The sequence below is a fragment of the Pseudomonas sp. 2995-1 genome (assembly GCF_002742505.1).
GTDB lineage: Bacteria > Pseudomonadota > Gammaproteobacteria > Pseudomonadales > Pseudomonadaceae > Aquipseudomonas > Aquipseudomonas sivasensis.
In genome coordinates this window covers 1-17,577 of record NZ_LJSA01000306.1, presented here as the reverse complement: position 1 = coordinate 17,577, position 17,577 = coordinate 1, and the positions used below count along the sequence as shown (strand labels likewise).

At 53.1% G+C, this 17,577-nt stretch carries 19 protein-coding genes and 3 pseudogenes; 6 read left to right on the top strand and 16 right to left on the bottom strand.

What is annotated here, in order from left to right; all coding sequences use genetic code 11:
* From AOA61_RS06090 to AOA61_RS06075, 5 genes are all read right to left on the bottom strand, one after another.
* On the bottom strand, window positions 1–494 hold a 494-nt coding region (locus AOA61_RS06090; RefSeq protein ID WP_306668093.1), incomplete at its 3' end, for a hypothetical protein.
* Window positions 463–840 (bottom strand): DnaB-like helicase N-terminal domain-containing protein, encoded by a 378-nt coding sequence (locus AOA61_RS06085; RefSeq protein ID WP_256583347.1) that lies wholly within the window; start codon window positions 838–840, stop codon window positions 463–465. The genes AOA61_RS06090 and AOA61_RS06085, both read right to left, overlap by 32 nt.
* A 10-nt stretch (window positions 841–850) precedes the next feature.
* The gene (locus AOA61_RS06080; RefSeq protein WP_099601342.1) at window positions 851–1,558 is read right to left on the bottom strand and encodes a helix-turn-helix domain-containing protein; all 708 of its coding nucleotides are present in this window, start codon (window positions 1,556–1,558) and stop codon (window positions 851–853) included.
* Window positions 1,555–1,779, bottom strand: a complete 225-nt coding sequence (locus AOA61_RS30850) for a hypothetical protein (RefSeq protein ID WP_143521189.1) — start codon at window positions 1,777–1,779, stop codon at window positions 1,555–1,557. Before AOA61_RS30850 ends, AOA61_RS06080 begins: the two co-directional genes overlap by 4 nt.
* A gap of 144 nt (window positions 1,780–1,923) precedes the next feature.
* Window positions 1,924–2,127 (bottom strand): YdaS family helix-turn-helix protein, encoded by a 204-nt coding sequence (locus AOA61_RS06075; RefSeq protein WP_099601341.1) that lies wholly within the window; start codon window positions 2,125–2,127, stop codon window positions 1,924–1,926.
* 109 nt (window positions 2,128–2,236) lie between these two features.
* Between AOA61_RS06075 and AOA61_RS06070 the strand changes: the two genes are divergently transcribed.
* Together AOA61_RS06070 and AOA61_RS06065 are read left to right on the top strand one after the other, a co-directional pair.
* Complete coding sequence (locus tag AOA61_RS06070) at window positions 2,237–2,953, top strand: helix-turn-helix transcriptional regulator (RefSeq protein WP_099601344.1); 717 nt, start codon at window positions 2,237–2,239, stop codon at window positions 2,951–2,953.
* A gap of 412 nt (window positions 2,954–3,365) precedes the next feature.
* Window positions 3,366–3,746: a response regulator transcription factor gene (locus AOA61_RS06065; protein ID WP_099601340.1), complete on the top strand. Its 381-nt coding sequence runs from the start codon at window positions 3,366–3,368 to the stop codon at window positions 3,744–3,746.
* An 865-nt stretch (window positions 3,747–4,611) separates the two neighbouring features.
* Here the strand turns inward: AOA61_RS06065 and AOA61_RS06055 are convergent.
* Window positions 4,612–5,028, bottom strand: coding sequence for a DUF6864 domain-containing function (locus AOA61_RS06055; protein WP_099601339.1), 417 nt, complete (start codon window positions 5,026–5,028; stop codon window positions 4,612–4,614).
* Window positions 5,029–5,100: 72 nt separating this feature from the next.
* Window positions 5,101–5,775, bottom strand: coding sequence for a hypothetical protein (locus AOA61_RS06050; protein ID WP_099601338.1), 675 nt, complete (start codon window positions 5,773–5,775; stop codon window positions 5,101–5,103).
* A 403-nt stretch (window positions 5,776–6,178) separates the two neighbouring features.
* Between AOA61_RS06050 and AOA61_RS06045 the strand changes: the two genes are divergently transcribed.
* Window positions 6,179–7,129: a DNA cytosine methyltransferase gene (locus tag AOA61_RS06045; protein ID WP_099601337.1), complete on the top strand. Its 951-nt coding sequence runs from the start codon at window positions 6,179–6,181 to the stop codon at window positions 7,127–7,129.
* Here the strand turns inward: AOA61_RS06045 and AOA61_RS06040 are convergent.
* Window positions 7,126–8,166, bottom strand: coding sequence for a GTP pyrophosphokinase (locus tag AOA61_RS06040; protein WP_099601336.1), 1,041 nt, complete (start codon window positions 8,164–8,166; stop codon window positions 7,126–7,128). The genes AOA61_RS06045 and AOA61_RS06040 overlap by 4 nt on opposite strands.
* A gap of 151 nt (window positions 8,167–8,317) precedes the next feature.
* Here AOA61_RS06040 and AOA61_RS06035 point away from each other — a divergent pair, with 151 nt between their 5' ends.
* The 3 genes from AOA61_RS06035 to fabI all read left to right on the top strand — a co-directional run bounded on the left by AOA61_RS06035 (window position 8,318) and on the right by fabI (window position 11,128).
* Entirely contained in the window at window positions 8,318–8,560 is a 243-nt protein-coding gene (locus tag AOA61_RS06035) for a DUF4224 domain-containing protein (RefSeq protein WP_099601335.1), read from the top strand.
* Window position 8,561: 1 nt separating this feature from the next.
* Window positions 8,562–9,611, top strand: coding sequence for a tyrosine-type recombinase/integrase (locus AOA61_RS06030; protein ID WP_099601334.1), 1,050 nt, complete (start codon window positions 8,562–8,564; stop codon window positions 9,609–9,611).
* Between the two features lie 722 nt (window positions 9,612–10,333).
* Window positions 10,334–11,128 (top strand): enoyl-ACP reductase FabI, encoded by a 795-nt coding sequence (gene fabI / locus AOA61_RS06025; protein ID WP_099601333.1) that lies wholly within the window; start codon window positions 10,334–10,336, stop codon window positions 11,126–11,128.
* 178 nt (window positions 11,129–11,306) lie between these two features.
* Here fabI and AOA61_RS32150 read toward each other — a convergent pair.
* The 8 genes and pseudogenes from AOA61_RS32150 to AOA61_RS05990 form a co-directional block, all read right to left on the bottom strand.
* Window positions 11,307–11,414 (bottom strand): annotated as a pseudogene (locus AOA61_RS32150) (nuclease); the annotation flags it as partial.
* Window positions 11,415–11,549: 135 nt separating this feature from the next.
* Window positions 11,550–12,956, bottom strand: coding sequence for a hypothetical protein (locus AOA61_RS06020; protein ID WP_099601332.1), 1,407 nt, complete (start codon window positions 12,954–12,956; stop codon window positions 11,550–11,552).
* Between the two features lie 357 nt (window positions 12,957–13,313).
* Entirely contained in the window at window positions 13,314–13,820 is a 507-nt protein-coding gene (locus AOA61_RS06015; protein ID WP_099601331.1) for a lysis system i-spanin subunit Rz, read from the bottom strand.
* Window positions 13,817–14,350 carry a glycoside hydrolase family 19 protein gene (locus AOA61_RS06010; RefSeq protein ID WP_099601330.1) on the bottom strand — a complete coding sequence of 178 codons (534 nt, stop codon included), beginning with the start codon at window positions 14,348–14,350 and terminating at the stop codon, window positions 13,817–13,819. The genes AOA61_RS06015 and AOA61_RS06010 overlap by 4 nt, the downstream gene beginning before the upstream one ends.
* 57 nt (window positions 14,351–14,407) lie before the next feature.
* Complete coding sequence (locus tag AOA61_RS06005; protein ID WP_099601329.1) at window positions 14,408–15,457, bottom strand: phage late control D family protein; 1,050 nt, start codon at window positions 15,455–15,457, stop codon at window positions 14,408–14,410.
* Window positions 15,458–15,547: 90 nt separating this feature from the next.
* Window positions 15,548–15,754 carry a tail protein X gene (locus tag AOA61_RS06000; protein WP_099601328.1) on the bottom strand — a complete coding sequence of 69 codons (207 nt, stop codon included), beginning with the start codon at window positions 15,752–15,754 and terminating at the stop codon, window positions 15,548–15,550.
* Window positions 15,729–16,133 (bottom strand): annotated as a pseudogene (locus tag AOA61_RS05995) (phage tail protein); the annotation flags it as partial. The pseudogene AOA61_RS05995 and the gene AOA61_RS06000, both read right to left, overlap by 26 nt.
* Window positions 16,134–16,191: 58 nt before the next feature.
* A pseudogene (locus AOA61_RS05990) lies at window positions 16,192–17,577 on the bottom strand (phage tail tape measure protein); the annotation flags it as partial.

Here is a 17,577-nt window from a genome sequence, read left to right as displayed (position 1 = left end):
GGGAAAATGGTTCGATACTTGGGCGCTGAATCGCTGAAGATGAACACTGGCCGCACTGCATCACCCATGCCCATCGATTTGCGCTCCCACACACCCTGCGTGCCGTCGACATCACCCGAGAAGAACCGATGGGCGTTGCCCTTGCGTCGACTCCTTGCACTGCCGCTGGCGTTTGCCTGATAGCCCCGCGCTGACTCAGCAGCACCCAGGCCCGACAGGATCTTCATCATCGTGCCGCGTGACACGTTGCCGTACTGATTCAAAAAAGCCGTAGTGGGTACGGCGAATTGACCGCTGCGCATGATGCCGCGCGCTATCAACGATTTTTCGAAACGCTTGTGAGGCCGCAGACCACCACTCACCGCCTGCTGTAGGTAGGTGTCGGCAGGAATGCCCGACGCCCATGAGTCTTTGAAGTAGACCTCCGCAGCTCGCGCCTTGGTGGCCATTTTTACGAACAGGCTATTCAGAGTGGTCGGGGTTGGCCGGTCCACCGTAGGCAATGTCGTTGATCCGCACGCTCAGCTCGATGATCGACCTATCCAGGCTGCGCTCACGAACCGTTCCGGCGTAGGAAGCGGCGTTTGCAACGCTTGGCGTATTGCGGGCAATTTCTGCGGCATAGGCAAACGAACTCGCACCACCAGGCAGATCCCCCACATAAACCCCGACGGTCACGATATCGACGGGATGACCATCACCGTGCAAGGCCAAAATCCCGCGATACAGCTCGGCGTTGTCCTCGTAGTAAAAGTCCTCGGGCACCAGATCGGCGGCCAGTACGTCGATCAGCTCAGGGCGCAGGAACATCGCCCCCAGCACACCGTGTTCGGCTTCCAGGCTTTAGGGATCACGCATTGTAATTTCCCTCAACGACCTTCACGAAGTTGCTCGGGGCAATCAACCAATCGAAGTTGCAGCGGAAAGGATTACCGCCAGAAGCCGAAACCTTGCCCATCAGAAACTCGCTGGAGCGCACCAGGGCGAAGTACTCGGCCCAGAAACTGAGATCCTGATGAACCTCGCTTTCGTTCCAACGTGCGCTGACCTTTGCGATCCGATCCTTGGTCAACAACATGACTCGGGGAAACTCCGGGATCGTTGCATTGAACAAATCGACGATTGCCTGAGTTGGGCATTTCGGCTTCAAAATTTTCGTTGGTTGCTCTGTGCTAACAAGAGGTGATGGTTCACTTGATGGTTCTATTACGGTTCTGGGTGCGGCTGCTGCGGGGGTTTGTGTCGTGAGCTGCGGGGGTGGTGGTGCATCTGCTGCGGGGCGCGCCTCCTGCGGGGGTGCATAAGATGCGGGGGTTAGTGTGTAAATTGTCGAACGCCCCATCCGTTCCCGGACAGACAAAATGCCCACCTGGCCAAGCCACTTTATGGCGGCCTGAACAGTCCTTTCAGCGAGGCAAGTACGCTCAGAGATTCGGGCAATAGAAGGCCAGCAAACACCCTCGTCGTTTGCATTATCGGCCAGCGAAATCAGTACAGCCTTTTGCGGTCCGCTCATGCCTTGCAAGGGCCAGCACAGGCTCATGATGATGGTACTCATGCAGGGACATCTTGGGCAGGAGCCAGGGATGCCTTCAAGTAATCGAGGCATTCCCGGCGGAATTGAGTCTTGGAAGCGCGCGAATACTGGCCGCTGATCATCAGGGCGGCATTCATCGCTGCGGATTGATTGGTGACTGTGTTTCGTGACACCTTTTCTGGCTCGCCGGGAAGTGTCGTGACATCGCCAGAACTATTGACTGGGGGGGTGTTTTTGATCATTATTGACCTCGCTTAAACGCTGTACTGAACCGCCCTGCCAGGCGGTTTTTTTATGTCTGCTATTTGGGCACTGGATGAATCAACAGCTAATCCAGATCACTACCAGGCCTCGCTCTTGAGGTACAAAATCATCCCAACGAACGGCTAAGCGGCCTCTGGATATAGATCCGGTCTAAGCTCATGACGCGGTATACCGGTTGCCTGCTCGACGGAGATCACGCGCTCCGCTGGCACTCGCCCGGAGGCACACCAGCGCTGAACGTTCTGTGGCGTGCAGCCAAGAACGCGAGCAAGGGCCGACTGGCTGCCTGCTGCCTTAGCTGCACGCTCAGCTGCATTAGGTTCCATAAAGTCCTCTTTAAAACCGCTATTACAACCCAAAGTTACATACTTTCGAATTTATCTACAAGTGAGAATTGCAATGCTCGCTACAAGTGCTGGTTGTATTCTCACTTCCATGACTACGACCTCCTCACGCATAGCCGCAGCACGAGAAGCGCAGGGACTCAATCAATCTGAGTTAGCCCGCAAGCTTGGCGTTAGCCCACAGTCGGTCCAAGCATGGGAGTCGGGGCGCACCGCTCCGCGAAACCCGCGCATCAGACATCTGAGCGAAGTGCTTGGCGTCTCAGTGGCTTACTTGATGGGTGAATCTGGGCCAGCCGAATTACACAGCGCCACTACTGACACCTCTCTGCAAGCAATCGAACCCTGGGACGAAAGCACCCCTCTTGATGAGGATGAGGTTTACGTACCTTTTCTTCGCGAGATTGAGCTCGCGGCCGGCTCTGGAAAATTTGCCATAGAGGAAAGCGACAGCTCTCGACTGCGCTTTTTCAAGAAGGATCTGCGGCACAACGGCGTTCAATTCAGTAACGCAAAGTGCGTGGTTGTAAGCGGGAACAGCATGCTTCCGGTATTACGAGATGGCGCAACCGTGGGTATCAATGTTGGAAAAAATACACTGAAGGACGTGGTTGACGGAGAGATGTACGCCATCAACCACAACGGCCAACTCAGAATAAAGCAACTGTTTCGCCTACCCACGGGCATTCGCTTGCGAAGCTTCAACCGCGATGAGCATCCTGATGAGGAGTACACATTTCAGGAGATCCAAGAGCAGCAACTTGGCATCCTGGGCCATGTGTTTTGGTGGGCAATGTACTCCCGCTAACCAATTCTAAATTCATTCCAGATCACCAGAGCCCGCCATTAAGCGGGCTTTTTCATGCATCCTGAAATTACAATAATGCATCCTTTCTGCAAAAACTATTACAACCAATGCTTGCATATTACAATTTACAGTTGTAGTTTTGCCTCGTCGCCGGATAACAACCGGCCAGATGGAAGGCAGCGATGAACCGGCCTAAACGGTTCAGAGGGTTGGCAACTGACCCGGGTGCGCAGCGTAAAGCGCCAAGACGAGTTATCCAGCGGGAGAACAAGCCGAAAGGCCCGCGGCTGGAAAAACAATTTGCTGGGCCGGCGACCGACGCCAGTAGCGGGAAGCCGGCAGGCGACACCAGAAGATTTCACTTCTGCACCTGGGGACGGGTGCAGCGGGAAAACAACCGGGAGTCAAAGCGATGAACGAAATCATCAACGGCGCATGGAAGGGTTACCTCGGTAGAGGCCTTGCGCCCAAAGAGCTTCAGTACCTACTGGCCGCCGCCCAGGGCATGACGGCCAAAGAGATTGCCCGCCAGTTCGACGTGGCAGCCTGCACTGTAGCGAAGCGCCTTTCCTGCGCCATGTTCAAGCTTGGCGTTACACGCCAGACCGCGGCAGTTGCCGAAGCAATACGCCGCAAAATCATCTCACCGGTTTGCTTCGCACTAGCCGCATTGATCGCAGTGCACGCAATGATCGGCGACGACGCAATGCGCCGTGACCGTCGGACTCCGGAGCGCCGTACCGCCCAGATACGAATGGTGCGACATTCAAACCAACCAACGCTCACTACTTAAGAAATTCAACTCACTGAGGCATCCTAAGTGCATACATCAATTCAACAACGAGTCGACTTGGCAGTTGCCCTACGGATCCGCTCCCGGCTCGCAATCACTGAATTTTATGCCCTGATCGGTAAAGAGCCACCCGCGCAGCAAACTCGTTTCCAAGTCATAACTCGTGGCAAGGCTTATCACATAGTGGAGTCAGCCACTGGAAAAACCAAAGGGTTTCGCTGGACGTACATTGAGGCAATTAGCTTAGCAGAGTCTTTGGAATATCGCGCGAGCTTACTTAACTTCTCTAGTGCAGATTATGCAGAACATGTAGTCGTTAATCTCTGTACGCTAACTTCCGGAGACAGAGCTAAACCTAAGCAGACTCGAAGAACTATCGAAGCTATGAGCTCGGAATAAAGCAATTTAACTGATGAATCCTTTTAAAAAATCAGCATCAAAAACCGCACGCCACATAAGTGGCGCGCACGGAAAAAACGACAACTAAATCAAAGACGACTAAGCCACTGAGTTGGCGTCTGATTTTTTCTTCTTTATTATTTCTATCAGTCTATCTACAGATTGCCGCCTTCTGAGCTTTAAAAGACAGTACACAAGCCAAACACTAAAGCCCAACAATAAAAACATAAAAAAAGCAAGCCACGTCCCTGCCGGCACTCCCAAGGAGTCTTTAAACGTTGACGTGGACAAGACTAAAACTATCGCAATAAGTAAACTTGCTGGTGTATGCCACGCCCTAGAATCCTCAACGCATTTTAGATGTTCTATTAGAACCAGTTTGAGCTTATCGCTGGTTATGCTTATAAGTTCTTGCGAGGTATTCTCATGCACATCATCGACAATGACCGTAGCCCGAAAATTTTCGTTACTCATCGACGTTCCCCACCATAATTTGAAAATCGATACGGTGAGATCTTTTATATTTGTAAACTGTCGCCATCAATGAAATATCTTCATCGAGATCCGAAGTTCCAAACACGATAGGCTTTCCCGTACTATGCCCTGGAGCCGAGTTAAAATTTATAAAAACAAACTCACTGCAATCGTCTTTTCCGCGAAATGAGACCTGCGCTCCTTTATCCTCGCCTTCTTCAGACGACTCGGCGAAACTGAAACTACATGTTACTTTATCAGTATCATCAAATTCGTATACGACAATGGCCTTCTCTCCATTTGGCACCATAATGCTGCTAGTGCCGATTACCCGTTTTCCACCTACCGTAATCATAATCACCTCACTTAAAAAAACCTTATAGCTCATTTCACTAAAGAGCTTTAACAAACAACATCCTTTTTAATCAAAGTTTCGCCCCACATCCGACTTAGTAATATCTCGACGTTAGCCGGAACTAGCTCAGACCATTACTTTCATTCTCGGATGAGTGGATGAGACATCTACCAAAACCTTAAACTTTGCAGCACCGGAATTATGGTCAGAATCTAGATAATTCATCGTCATCAAATCAGCCAACCCTTCACCTGAGCCCGAGAACTTGTATTTAAACTCAACAAACCCTCCCTTATCTAACGCATCAATCGATTTGTTCATGCCTTCCATAACCCCTTCAAATTTAATAACTATGTGAGAAATTGGGGCGCCTAGATTTTTAATAATAAAACCTATCTCGTGCTCATCACCACTATGCATACCGCCCGCACCTGAGGGTACAAGGAATGGGCTGATAGATCGTATTCTTTGGGCCTTGGCTTCCAACGCGGACTCCAATTCCGCATTCACTTGATCTTTAGTTACAGCCACCAACTCCTTTTGCTGTTCGACAGAAGACTGCAACTCTCTTGCCTGCAATAAAAGCGCCTCTGTACCCTGCCGCAGCTCCATACCTTGCTGAAAGAACCCCAATACGAGCCATAGAATAGCTACCGGTCCAAAGGCACCTGCCAAAAAATCACCGACTTCGTTTAAAGCCATAGTTTGAAGCGTTTGAATGCGATCGCCAACTAGCCACCAGGCAAAAAACGCATATCCAACCGTGAGAATGATACCTATTACCGCCAGCACTCGACCCATAGCCTTCCCTCCATAGAAAATAGCGCTAGCTTACCGCGTACGGACATCAAGGACTCCCAATACATGCAGAATGCAAATTCAAGCTAACCATGAGCGCGCGGTGGTGGCTCCCGAAGAAGACAGCAGAGATGACCTGTATGTCAATGCGGCGAGTTAGTAGGCTAAAGTAAGGGTGTTGTTTAACTCGTTGCTAAATACTACGACCTACCGATCACTGCCCACATCTAAAGGGCTCGCTCCAACGACGTTATGGAGCGTCTGCCGGCCATGCATTTCAACCACGAAATCTGAAATGCATGCGCGACATGTCATTTGTAGCAAAGCTCTAGCGCTCGTGTAGATCGCTTTCAAATAAATCCACTCCCCCTTCAAGGTCGGCCGCTATCGCGGCAAGGAAGATGTCATGCCCATGACTTATGGAAGCGTGTGCAGCGGCATCGAAGCCGCGACCCAGGCCTGGCATCCGCTGGGCATGCGCGCCGCCTGGTTCGCCGAGATTGAGCCGTTCCCCTCGGCGGTCCTGGCCCACCACTACCCCGACGTGCCGAACCACGGCGACATGACCAAGCTGTCCGCCCTGGTACTGTCCGGAAAGATCTCGGCACCGGACGTGCTGGTCGGAGGCACCCCGTGCCAGGCCTTCTCTGTCGCCGGTATGCGCGAAGGCCTTGCCGACCCTCGCGGCGCCCTCACCATCAAATACGTGGAGCTTGCAGATGCAGTTGACTATGTTCGCGCCGGCCAGCGAAAGCCCGCCAGCGTTATCGTCTGGGAGAACGTCCCCGGCGTCCTCAGCGACAAAGGGAACGCCTTCGGATGCTTTCTTGGCGCGCTTGCTGGGGAAGACTGCGAGCTGCAGCCTCCAGGGAAAAAATGGCAGGACGCTGGTTGTGTGTATGGACCCAAAAGAACAATCGCGTGGCGGGTCCTGGACGCCCAATATTTCGGCCTGGCCCAACGACGCCGTCGTGTGTTCGTTGTCGCAAGTGCTCGAGACGGGTTCGATCCCACCGAGGTACTTTTTGAGCGCGAAGGCACTCGCCGGGATAGCCCGCCGGGACGGTCGGCGGAGTTTGCACTTCACCCTACTCTCACGGCACAGGGGGGAGGCTCTCTCGATGATAGAGAGGCATATGTGCTGGAACCCGAGGGCGTCCGCCGAACCAGCGTGATCGAGTGGGAGCGTTGCCAAGGTTTTCCCGACAACTACACTCAAATCCCATGGCGCGAAAAACCTTTAAGTGAGTGCCCAGATGGGCCGCGTTACAAGGCTATCGGAAACAGCAAAGCGGTGCCGATCACTCAATGGCTCGGCATCAGAATTGCAACGCTCTTAACCCAACTATCGATTTAATCGGGTCCATCTATATCATCATCACGAAAGGCGTCCTCGAAGGCCCCGTGTTCGTCTTCAGGTAAATAAGTCTGAACCAAGAGGTCATCATAAGGGCTGAGCGCCCATCGTAACGGTACATTGGAGCGGTAATGCTGCCAATCTGAAATAAGCATCCAATCGCGAACCAGACCATAAATTGTCGTAGTTATCCCTTTCTCATTAGACCTGCTAGCATAATCAACGGGGATGATTTCATTTAAATCTGTCAAAGTAGACACCCCAAACATTCGAAGCTCTTCAATCAAATCACCCAAACCATCCTTCAGATCAAGATGTTCCAGAGGGAACTTATTAACTCTAGCCCACTCATCAATAAACTCTCCCAAGTTAATTGAGTTTATTTCCATTTCCAGATCGCCAGCAACTACCTCCCTCTGAACGTCTCTAATATAACTATCTATTTCACTCGACAGCTCATCAAACCCACGATCAGCGAGCTCTAGCATACCGGCGTACAAAAAGAGCTTCCTCTCTGCAGCTGGGGGCAGCTTTCCTGAAAACTTGTAATTTCTATCATGTGCAAGTTCAGCCCATGCATGTTGAAGAACCGTCCTAACTTGGAACTCAAACTTTAGACCATCGAGCCCTTCATACTCTGGCAGGTCCTTTCGCACAGGTCCTAAATCACAAACAAAATGAGAAGACCGATAGCCCATCTGATTAACTAAAAGAGAAGCATCTTTGTTACTTGAATTTTCAAGATCAACGTTAAATGCTTCCCCTATCAATTCTGCAACACGAGAAACCTGCGACTCAAAAAAAACAATTATCCTGATACCAGTCAAATCAGTTAGTTGCCTGACCGGATCTTTATACCCCTTTCTTTTTATCTTCTTCACTACACTTTCATAGTTCTTTACTCTACCAGTCACAGCAAGATAATCAACACCATTGCTTTTTAAAAGATTCTCAACAATGGAGGATACCGAACGCGCTAATAATTCATGCTTTGGGAGAGCCTCCGTCAGCCAAATTTTTAAGTTAACCGAATTCAAAGAAAGCTTCCTTTTCTTACTAGAGTGATTCGCACACTAATTTGATCTAACTATAAAACACCTTCCCTTCAAAGTCAGCCGCTCAGGTGACAAAGATACTCATGAAATTTATCAAGACAGGGCGGCCCGGTACGGGCAGCTGGAGGTAACTATGAAAGCAGAGATCTTATCGGACGAGGAGCTCGCCGACCTTACTGGCTACAAGCGTCGATCTGATCAGCGGAAATGGCTCAACGATCGAAACTGGGTGTACGTCGAAAGCCGCGGCGGACGACCTTTGGTTGGCCGGATGTTTGCCCGCATGAAGCTGGGCATGGCCACCACCACTATCGTCGATCCAAACCCGCCGCCGGCGCGCCCGACTTGGACGCCGGACTTCTCAAGAGTGAATTGATATGCGCCCCCGCAATACGGAGAACAGGGACTTGCCGCCTGGAATGGTGCGGCGCAAGCGCCCAAGGAAAAACGGGAAGGTCTGGATCGGCTACTACTATCGGGATTCTGCCGGGAAAGAGATCCCGCTGGGCACGGACCTGAGCAAGGCCCGCTTGAAATGGGCCGAAATGGAAGCCAAAGAAAAACCGGCGGACCTGACAACGATGAAGGGAATCTTCGATCGGTACGTACGCGACGTAATCCCGAATAAGGGAGAGCGTACCCAGAAGGACAATATGGCCGAACTGAAACAGCTTCGCCCTACCTTTGATGAAGCGCCCATCGAGTCAATCACACCGTTCAATATTGCCGGTTACCGAGATGCCCGTTCCGCGAAGGTTCGCGCCAACCGTGAGATCGCCCTCCTGTCCCACGTATTCAACATGGCCAGGGAGTGGGGACTCACGGAGCGGGAGAATCCATGCCAAGGCATAAGGAAGAACAAGGAGGCGCCACGCGACTACTACGCCAATGCGGCCGTCTGGGATGCGGTCTACGCCGTTGCCGAACAGGAACTCAAGGAAGCCATGGACCTAGGCTATTTGACCGGGCAGCGGCCTGCTGACGTGCTGCTCATGCGCAGCGACGATACCGAGGGGGATTACTTCTTGGTAACGCAGGGCAAGACCGGGCAGAAGCTCCGAATCCTGATGCGTACGGACGCAGGTGAAAATAGCCTGGGGAAATTGGTCAGGGAGATCGGTGAAAGGAACGCTGGGCATCCGTCCAAGTACCTATTGATCAACAGACATGGAAAGCGGATGACGAAGGGGATGTTGCGTTTGCGCTGGGACAAGGCGCGGGAAAAAGCTCAGCAGAACGCGATCGCACAAGGCGACTCGCTGCTCGCGGCCAAAATTGGAGGGTTTCAGTTCCGCGACATCCGACCGAAGGCCGCCTCGGAAATCGTCGATATCGGTGATGCAAGCCTGCTGCTCGGGCACAGTAAACAGGAGATCACCAAGCGGGTTTATAGAAGGATCGGTGCGACCGCGAAACCGTCCAAATAAGCATAGTTTCGGAACTCCTGCCCGAAAGTTTCGGAACTCTTCCCAAAAGCAGCAGAAACCTTCCCAAACCTCAGATACGAAAAAGCCCCGACTAATCGAGGCCTTATCGTTTAATTTGGCGGGAAACCAGGGATTCGAACCCTGGGAACGCTATTAACGTTCGCCGGTTTTCAAGACTGCCGACTTAACAATACAAATCAACAACTTAGGTCTTCATAATTTCCGCACCAGAGCATTTTTTGATGCCCTACAAGCCGCATAGAACAAGGGGCACGCATCAGGTTGCGGAAACGAATTACCCCTCCCCCGGCGTCCTGCCGACCGAACACAAACCACCAATAGGCCGCTACTCAACAGAAAAATCGTATGGCTGCATCCGGCCAAAAGGAGCCAGTCGGATGCCCCCAGAAAATCAGAGCCGATTCACTTCGTCGAATTATTCACAACCCGCTTTCATGACGAACTTTCACCCGTTGAACTGCCGTCGCGTGTAACTCCATGAGAGTTTCCCGCGTCACATCAGCGTTGCAGCGCCCACCGCTCTGCGTTCCGAGGCTCCCTGATTTGGGATGCCAAGACCAGAGCACGGCAACCCGTCCGCTGCTCCTCGAGTCACGGCGGTTAAGTCATGGTGGGATTTCAAACGCAAAAGATGGTGTTGTTTAGAGCCTATTAAATGCGCACGACACACTATTGGATATTTAGACATCAAGGAGCTACACATGGGTTTTCTCACAGGTAAACGAGTTCTGATCGTCGGTGTAGCCAGTAAACTGTCAATAGCCTCCGGTATCGCGTCAGCCATGCATCGCGAGGGCGCCGAGCTTGCCTTCACCTACCAGAATGAAAAACTCAGAAGTCGAGTGGAAGAGTTCGCGACTGAATGGGGTTCAAGCCCTGAGCTGTGCTTCCCCTGTGATGTCGCCAGCGATGAGGACATCGCTGGCGTGTTTGAAAAGCTGGGACTGCAATGGGATGTACTGGATTGCATCGTCCATTCTGTAGGTTTCGCGCCAGGTGACCAACTGGATGGAGACTTCACAGAGGTCACAACACGTGACGGCTTCCGCATCGCCCACGACATCAGCGCATACAGTTTCGTAGCCTTGGCGAAAGCCGGTCGCTCAATGATGCAGGGCCGTAACGGTAGTCTTTTGACTTTGTCCTACTTGGGAGCAGAGCGAACTATGCCGAACTACAACGTCATGGGTATGGCCAAGGCTAGCCTGGAGGCAGGTGTGCGCTATCTGGCGGGTAGTCTTGGTCCGGACGGTACTCGGGTCAACGCAGTGTCGGCAGGCCCCATTCGTACCCTTGCAGCCACCGGTATAAAGAACTTCCGCAAGATGCTGGCAGCCAACGAAGCGCAAACTCCATTGCGCCGGAATGTGACTATCGAAGAGGTAGGCAATGCTGGTGCCTTCCTTTGCTCCGACCTAGCATCTGGTATCAGCGGTGAAATCTTGTACGTGGACGGCGGTTTCAATACGACCGCTATGGGGAATGTAGACGATTAATCCAGCAGGGCGCCGTGGGCGTTAGCGGATGTTGGCTTGATTGCTGTGCTTGAAATGGGCAGCAATCGGCCAGAAGCAGACATTTGAAATTAGCTTCTGCACTTGAAGGTGCAGTTCAACTATTAGAGGCATTGAGCATCGAGTCGCTCAGGCAGTCGGAGCGGGAAGGGGGTACTGACTAAAGCCTTTGCGTCACTCGCCACCGTGGGAATCCTGAGCAACCCACGAACTGCTGCCCCACCTCCGGGCCGGCTTTCACCGTGCGAATCACTAGTGCCTTACCGCAATTGCATTCACACTCACAAGAAAAGCAACCAAAACTGAAATTAAATAGCGTATTCGAGCCTCCCTGCATGGGGCAAAATCCGGTTGCACGAAAAGGATAGCTGAGCCTAGGCCAAGATACAGACTCAGCCAAACTCTATTGAGTCCATAAGCCCGCGAGTCGAGTCTTTTGCATTTCAGCATTTAAGCAGCGACTCACGCCATCTTTCTCTCCGTAAAGATCATCTTGATTCTTCGACACAGTTATACTTTCTATTTTTGAACTTTTATCCGCAGTAGCCTCTCCCACCTTATAAAGACGATCAACCGCCACATAGACGTAGTAAGGCTTAGACTTTATGATCTGAACAAAAGCCGCCTCATCATATGTCATGAATGTATGACAAAGAGGCATAGAATCACTCACGTTAATATATTCAGATACAGTAGACACGCCAAGCTCGCGACTCCTGTCAGAAAATTTCGCATCAGCCATTAGAACCTTCTCGAAACGACCATTAAATAAGTTTCTCAAAAACGACGTGTCGTACTCGCTTAATGGCTCAACAATCTCATCAGCTAGGATTTTGAATGCCAACTGCTTAGTAGGCGCCGGCAGAGGCAGTCCTAAACACTCTTCCACTATACCTATGGTCAAGTACTTCCTATGATTGGTTAATAGATAGGACTCAAGAAGCCTCTGCAAGTCAGCCTGATTAAGACTATCCCTATATGCAGCCCCCAGAAGATCGCACTCCCTTGTAACTGTTGCCAACCCTCCAGCCTTAAACGCCCCTCCCTCAGTAGCTCTACGTGCGATTAGCACCTCATTAGGTGACTTTCCACCGCTAATAGTCTTACCCAGTATTTGGCTATACGCAGAGGTATCTAGGACAGAATCTTTGGCAATACGCTGAAAGGTAATTAGTGTTCTGGGGGCTGAATCGCCAATGACTCCTTTAAGCGTCGCCTTGCTTTCGTGGTTTTGAACCCCAGGAATATCAAAGTCAACCACATAATCAATACCTGACCTAGCTGCTTGCTCGTATGCGTTGACTAAAAACGGCAGCACAGTATCAGTAACAGGAGCACTGACAAGGTTAGACTGAGCACCAAGGATTGTATTCGCCACATTAACCAAGTTAGTTATTCCATCAATTCTCTCCTCCGACACATAGATAAGACCAAGCTGGTGATCTGGTTTAGTTGAGCCAATTAGCAATTGACCATTTAAGCTTTTTTCGCGATACTCATGTATGGCGCACTTACCAGTTTTGTCGTCATAGCTCATATTGAGCACGGGGATCTTGTCCAAAGTAACCAAGAGTGATGCCTTGTTGCTCTTGCCGATCAAGCTACGCACCAACGAACCCTTGAAGCTATCAGTACAGAACGCTGGCATTGCATATGTATTTATGGCTATAACTTGATACTGATCATCTCTAGATTTCACAGGTTCCGATAACTCAAAATATATAGAAACATCTTTCTTTCCCCACGCATGCGCGGGCGCAACTACAATCATAAGAATCAGACTAAAACATGCTGCTATATAATTTCTCATAGTGCCTCCTTGTTTTCTTTCTTATGGTAGATCATGGCAGATAGCGATAAAGCTATAGACCATTCCTTTCCCTCATGCAAAGCCAGCATGAGGGATAGTCAGTACATATAGTTGTGCGCGATAAGGGAGAGTCAGATAAGTTATATCAGCGAGGCTCTGGCCTAGCTCAATGAGGCAAGATGACTTTGTGTTCAACCGTTGGCCTGGATGGCCGCTCATCGGGTTAATCCTGAGTGACTGCTTTTGGCCGAGAGTGGACAACCATAATCTTGGAGCTAGCTTCCCAGTGCCAAATGCTAAGCAGTTCACCCCTCGGAGGAACATTGATGCCTACCCGCAGAGAGTAGTTATGTCGACTCAGCGCGCAACCGTGCGGACGTAGGTCTGGCAAGCCCGCAACGCGATCAGTCCTTGGTCGCCGTCATCGGTGATGCTGATAATTCTTTGAGCATGCGCTGGGTCAAGTTGGGCTCGACGGGCTGCATGAACCACGCTGACGGCGCCGGAGGCGGAAGGCACGTTGCAGCCACTGGCTGAATCCGTGGCGTCGAGAAGGACTGACAGCCGCACATCAGCAGTGGCAAGGCGATCACGCAGAAGAGTTTGTTTGCGTTGTTCATCGTATAGCTCTCGGGTGTGTTGTTGATCTTGGGTGGCGAGTTGCTGCTCGATTGCCAGGCGTTTGTTCCGTTCGGTTGACTGCTGGCGGAGCGCGGCCTGGGTTAGAGTTTTTAGATCGTCAGCCAGCAACGCAGCCTGGCTCGCGAGTTGCCCAGCGTAACGCCAGTCCTGCACCTGCCAGGCGCCACCAAAACCGATGGCAATTGCCAGCGTGATCGCAGCGATAATCTGCCACGGCGTCATGCCAGCACCTCCAGCGCCTTGTCGTACAGCGCCTGGCGGTCGTCCTGGCCGGTGAGGCCACCATTGATGCGCCGGGTGATCTTCACGAAGTCCTCCTGATCGGCCAGGGTGTTCAACCCACGGCTAGACCAGAACCAGGCCGCCGACATCGTGGCGTACTGGGGGTGCTCCAGTAGAGTGGGTTGATTGACCAAGTCCAGGCCCAGCGCTCCACCGCAAGCCGCGTAGTTCGCGCGGCCGGTGATCTGGATTAGCCCCCTGCCACAGTACTTGGAGCCGTCACCCTTTGCGGTGTTGCCCAGATCGGCGCGCCCTTCATAGCCGGCCTGCTGGGCAGTCGGCCCCCAAATCTCACGCAAGTAACGCAACTGACCCGACTCATGCCCGACTTGGGCGATGAATGCGGCTGCGCGTCTTGCTCCGACGATGCCGTAACGGTTCATTGCCGTGTTCAGGACAGGAGCAAAAACGCCAGCTTGGCGGCCGGCGTTCGGGAGGATCTGCAGCAACTGCTGCTGGGTAATTGGCATATACGCTCCTAACATAAGTAGCCCGCACGTGACGGGTATGAATGGTGAATTGCGCCGCTACGTCAGGCTTACAACCTTGACGGGCTTCGCTTCTTTCTTCTTTTTCTTGCCCTTAGATTTTGCTTTGCCCTTTTTCCCGCCGTTGCACTCGACAGTGGTGGACCAGCCGGCCTGGGTGAATGTCTGCTCCACAGAGTCCACCAGGTACTCGCCATCGAGCCCCACCTTGAAGCCCTGGGCGTTGATAGATCGCTCCGCGAAAAGATCCGTGCGGCCATCCATCTCCAGACGCACGCCGGCCGTAGAGCGGTTGAACGCTGCCAGGCGCGCTTTAGCCGCTGACTCGGCGGCGGTTTTGTTCGGGTGAATATGGCGGTCGGTGTGCACTGCCGGCAGGCCATCCGGCACGTCGTCGTTGTCCAGGGATACAACCGATAACTTGCCCGTCTTCTTGTCCTGATGCTTGGCCGCTACGGTCTTGTGCGCATTACGGTCGCCCAGGCGAAACTGCCAGCGACTTACGTCGCTGCGCGTGATGGTGATCGCACCAATCACCTTGCCGCTGGCACTCAGGCCCGCTTGGCGCTGCATAACCATCAACTTGCCGTCGCCCACCTTGGCGGTGCAGTCGTATTGCTTGGCCAGGCGCGTGACAAAGCTGAAGTCAGACTCGTGGAGCTGGTCAGCTCGGGCGACCTTCGTGGCGATGGTGCAGGCCGGCGTCCAGCCGTTGCGAGCCGCGATATCGGAAACGATTTTCGACAGCGGCACGTCTTCCCAGCTACCGCTGCGAATCGACTTACCGGTGCCGCGCATGTCGCTCGCCTTACCCCGGATAACAATGGTATCCGGCGGGCCTGACACTTCGATTTCATCGACCACATAGCGACCCTGGCGCACCAGGGACGTTTCGGCATAGCCCAGGTAGACCTCGATCCCGGCGCCACGCTTGGGCAGCGTCACCAGGCCGTCACGGTCATCAATGCGCAACTCAAACTCGTCCGACTCCATGCCGGGCTTGTCCGTGGTGCGCAACAACAAAAGCCGATCGTTAATCAGCGACGTAATATCGGAACCGTTCGCGACGATTCTAAATTGGGGAGTCATAAGGCATTGGCCAATAAAAAACCCGCACTGGGCGGGCTTTAGGAAAGGGAGGCGTTACGCGTAACGGGGCAGCGGATGCGGTGAACTGAATCAATCCCACAGCGCCACTTGCTCAGCCACAGGGCCAGGCAGATCCGGCAAGAAAATTATCACGCCGGCACGGTAAGGCTGATCCTCGTCCGCCAGGCCCTGATTGGCCGCAAGCACCGCCTCAACACTGCCAACCAGATGGCCATAGAAGTTATGGCAAATGGTGTCGAGTAAATCCCCATCAGATGTTCTGCATGTCATCGCCATAGCGCACAAACTCCAAGGTAAAGGCCTGCTTGCGCGGGATACCACCCTGCATCAGCGCGCTTTGGTCTTCGTCAACACTCGTGAGGCACCATGTGCCCAGCACAACGCCATAGCCCGTGGTCAGGGTCAACGGCTTGAGCTGTGAGCCTATCGAGCGCAGCGTGTTTAACTGCCCAAGGCCACCCCGATAGCCCGGGAAAATATCGCCCTTGAGCGTTATTTTCTCGTCACCCATGCCAACGGTCTGCTGGGCCGAACGACGCGTTAGGCGCTCTTGGGAGGCCCAGCGGTATGCCGTCGAGCGGCGCAGCGAGTCAAAGGCCGCCGTATCAAGATTGAAGTAATACGGCTTTGCCCTTTCCTTTGTCCTTACCGTCATTCACATCGGTATCGGCAAGGTCGCCCATCCCACCGCCACCAGATCCGCCCACGGGCATATTGGTGACAATGACTTTTTGAGGGATGTTCGGGTTACCCATCAATGAGCCGCGACCCAGATTGAGCAAACCCTTGGCGATCTTGAAACTACTCATAGCGCTCTGAAAAGCGATCACAGCGGCAACAGCGGCACCGATTCCAGTCACAACCCGGGGCGACTCGTCCGAGAGCTTGGCCAGCCCCTGGGTGACGTAAGCCAGGCCATCAGCCACTTTGTCAGTGACCGGCCGGAATGCGTCACCAATGGCGCGCATGGCCTCGTCCATGCCCTGGGCCATTTCCGCCCACTTCTGCGCCGATGCCTGCCGGCGTTCCTCAAGGTTCTTATCAAGGATCCCGCTGGCGTCAGCCGAGTCTTTCTTGAGCTGGGCATACAGTTCTTTGTTCTGCATGAAGGCCGTCAAAGCACCCTTAACCTGCATATCCGCGAACAGATCCCCGGTACGCAAAGCCTGTTCCAGGGAGGCAATCATGGCCTTGGCTTTATCGGGGTCAGTCTCCTTACTGATCTTCGCCGTAGCGGCCGCCATGGCGGCGGCCTTCTTCGGATCCGTTGCCGCAATGTACTTCTGTGCCAGCTCAAAGCTGGACTCCAGGGTTGATTTACCGTTCTGCAGGCCGGTATTCATCGACCCTTGGTAGTCAATCCCGGCGTCCTTGTAGGCCTTGACCGTATCGCCAGAACCGATTTTCTCCATCCAGTTTTTGAGGTTGTTGGCCGCTTCGTCGGCACCGCCGGCGGTCTTCATCTGCACCTGAAGCATTGAGCCCAGTTGCGTGACCGCATCCATGCCAGTAATGCCGATCTTGCCCATGCCGGCCAGCAACTCGGGGAACCAACGCGCCATGTCGGCCGCTTCAAAACTGCCCGCCTGACCCTGATAGGCGATGGCCTCCAGTGCCTTTTGCATCACGGCCGGGTCGGAGATTTTGGCGTTCTGCCCCAGGGCGTTGATCATGCGGGCCGTTTCGCCGCCATCGGAGCCCTGGCCAACTGCAAACTTGGCCGCAACCGGTGCGTATGACAGGGCCTTATCCAACTCCATGCCGGCCCCCACAAGGGCGTTAACCACCTCAGCCACCTGATTACGAGCCATGCCGGTATCGCGCGACGTGCCAATAATCGTCTTGGCCATCTGCGCTTCTTCGGGCTTGTTGGCAATGTTCGCCTTGATCGCAATGTCACGAACAATCGCGCCAAAGTCCGCGCTAACCTTCGTCGGAATCGCCATTGCTGCCGTGGCGGCCGCTGCCTGGCCAATACTGCTTTTCATCTGCTGTTTGCCAGCATCGAGCTGCATGTGTCCCTTGGCCGTCGTCATCGAGCGGTTGTTGTTTCTCGCCCTTGTGAACCAGCCGGTTATCCAGCACAGAACGCACGTCGT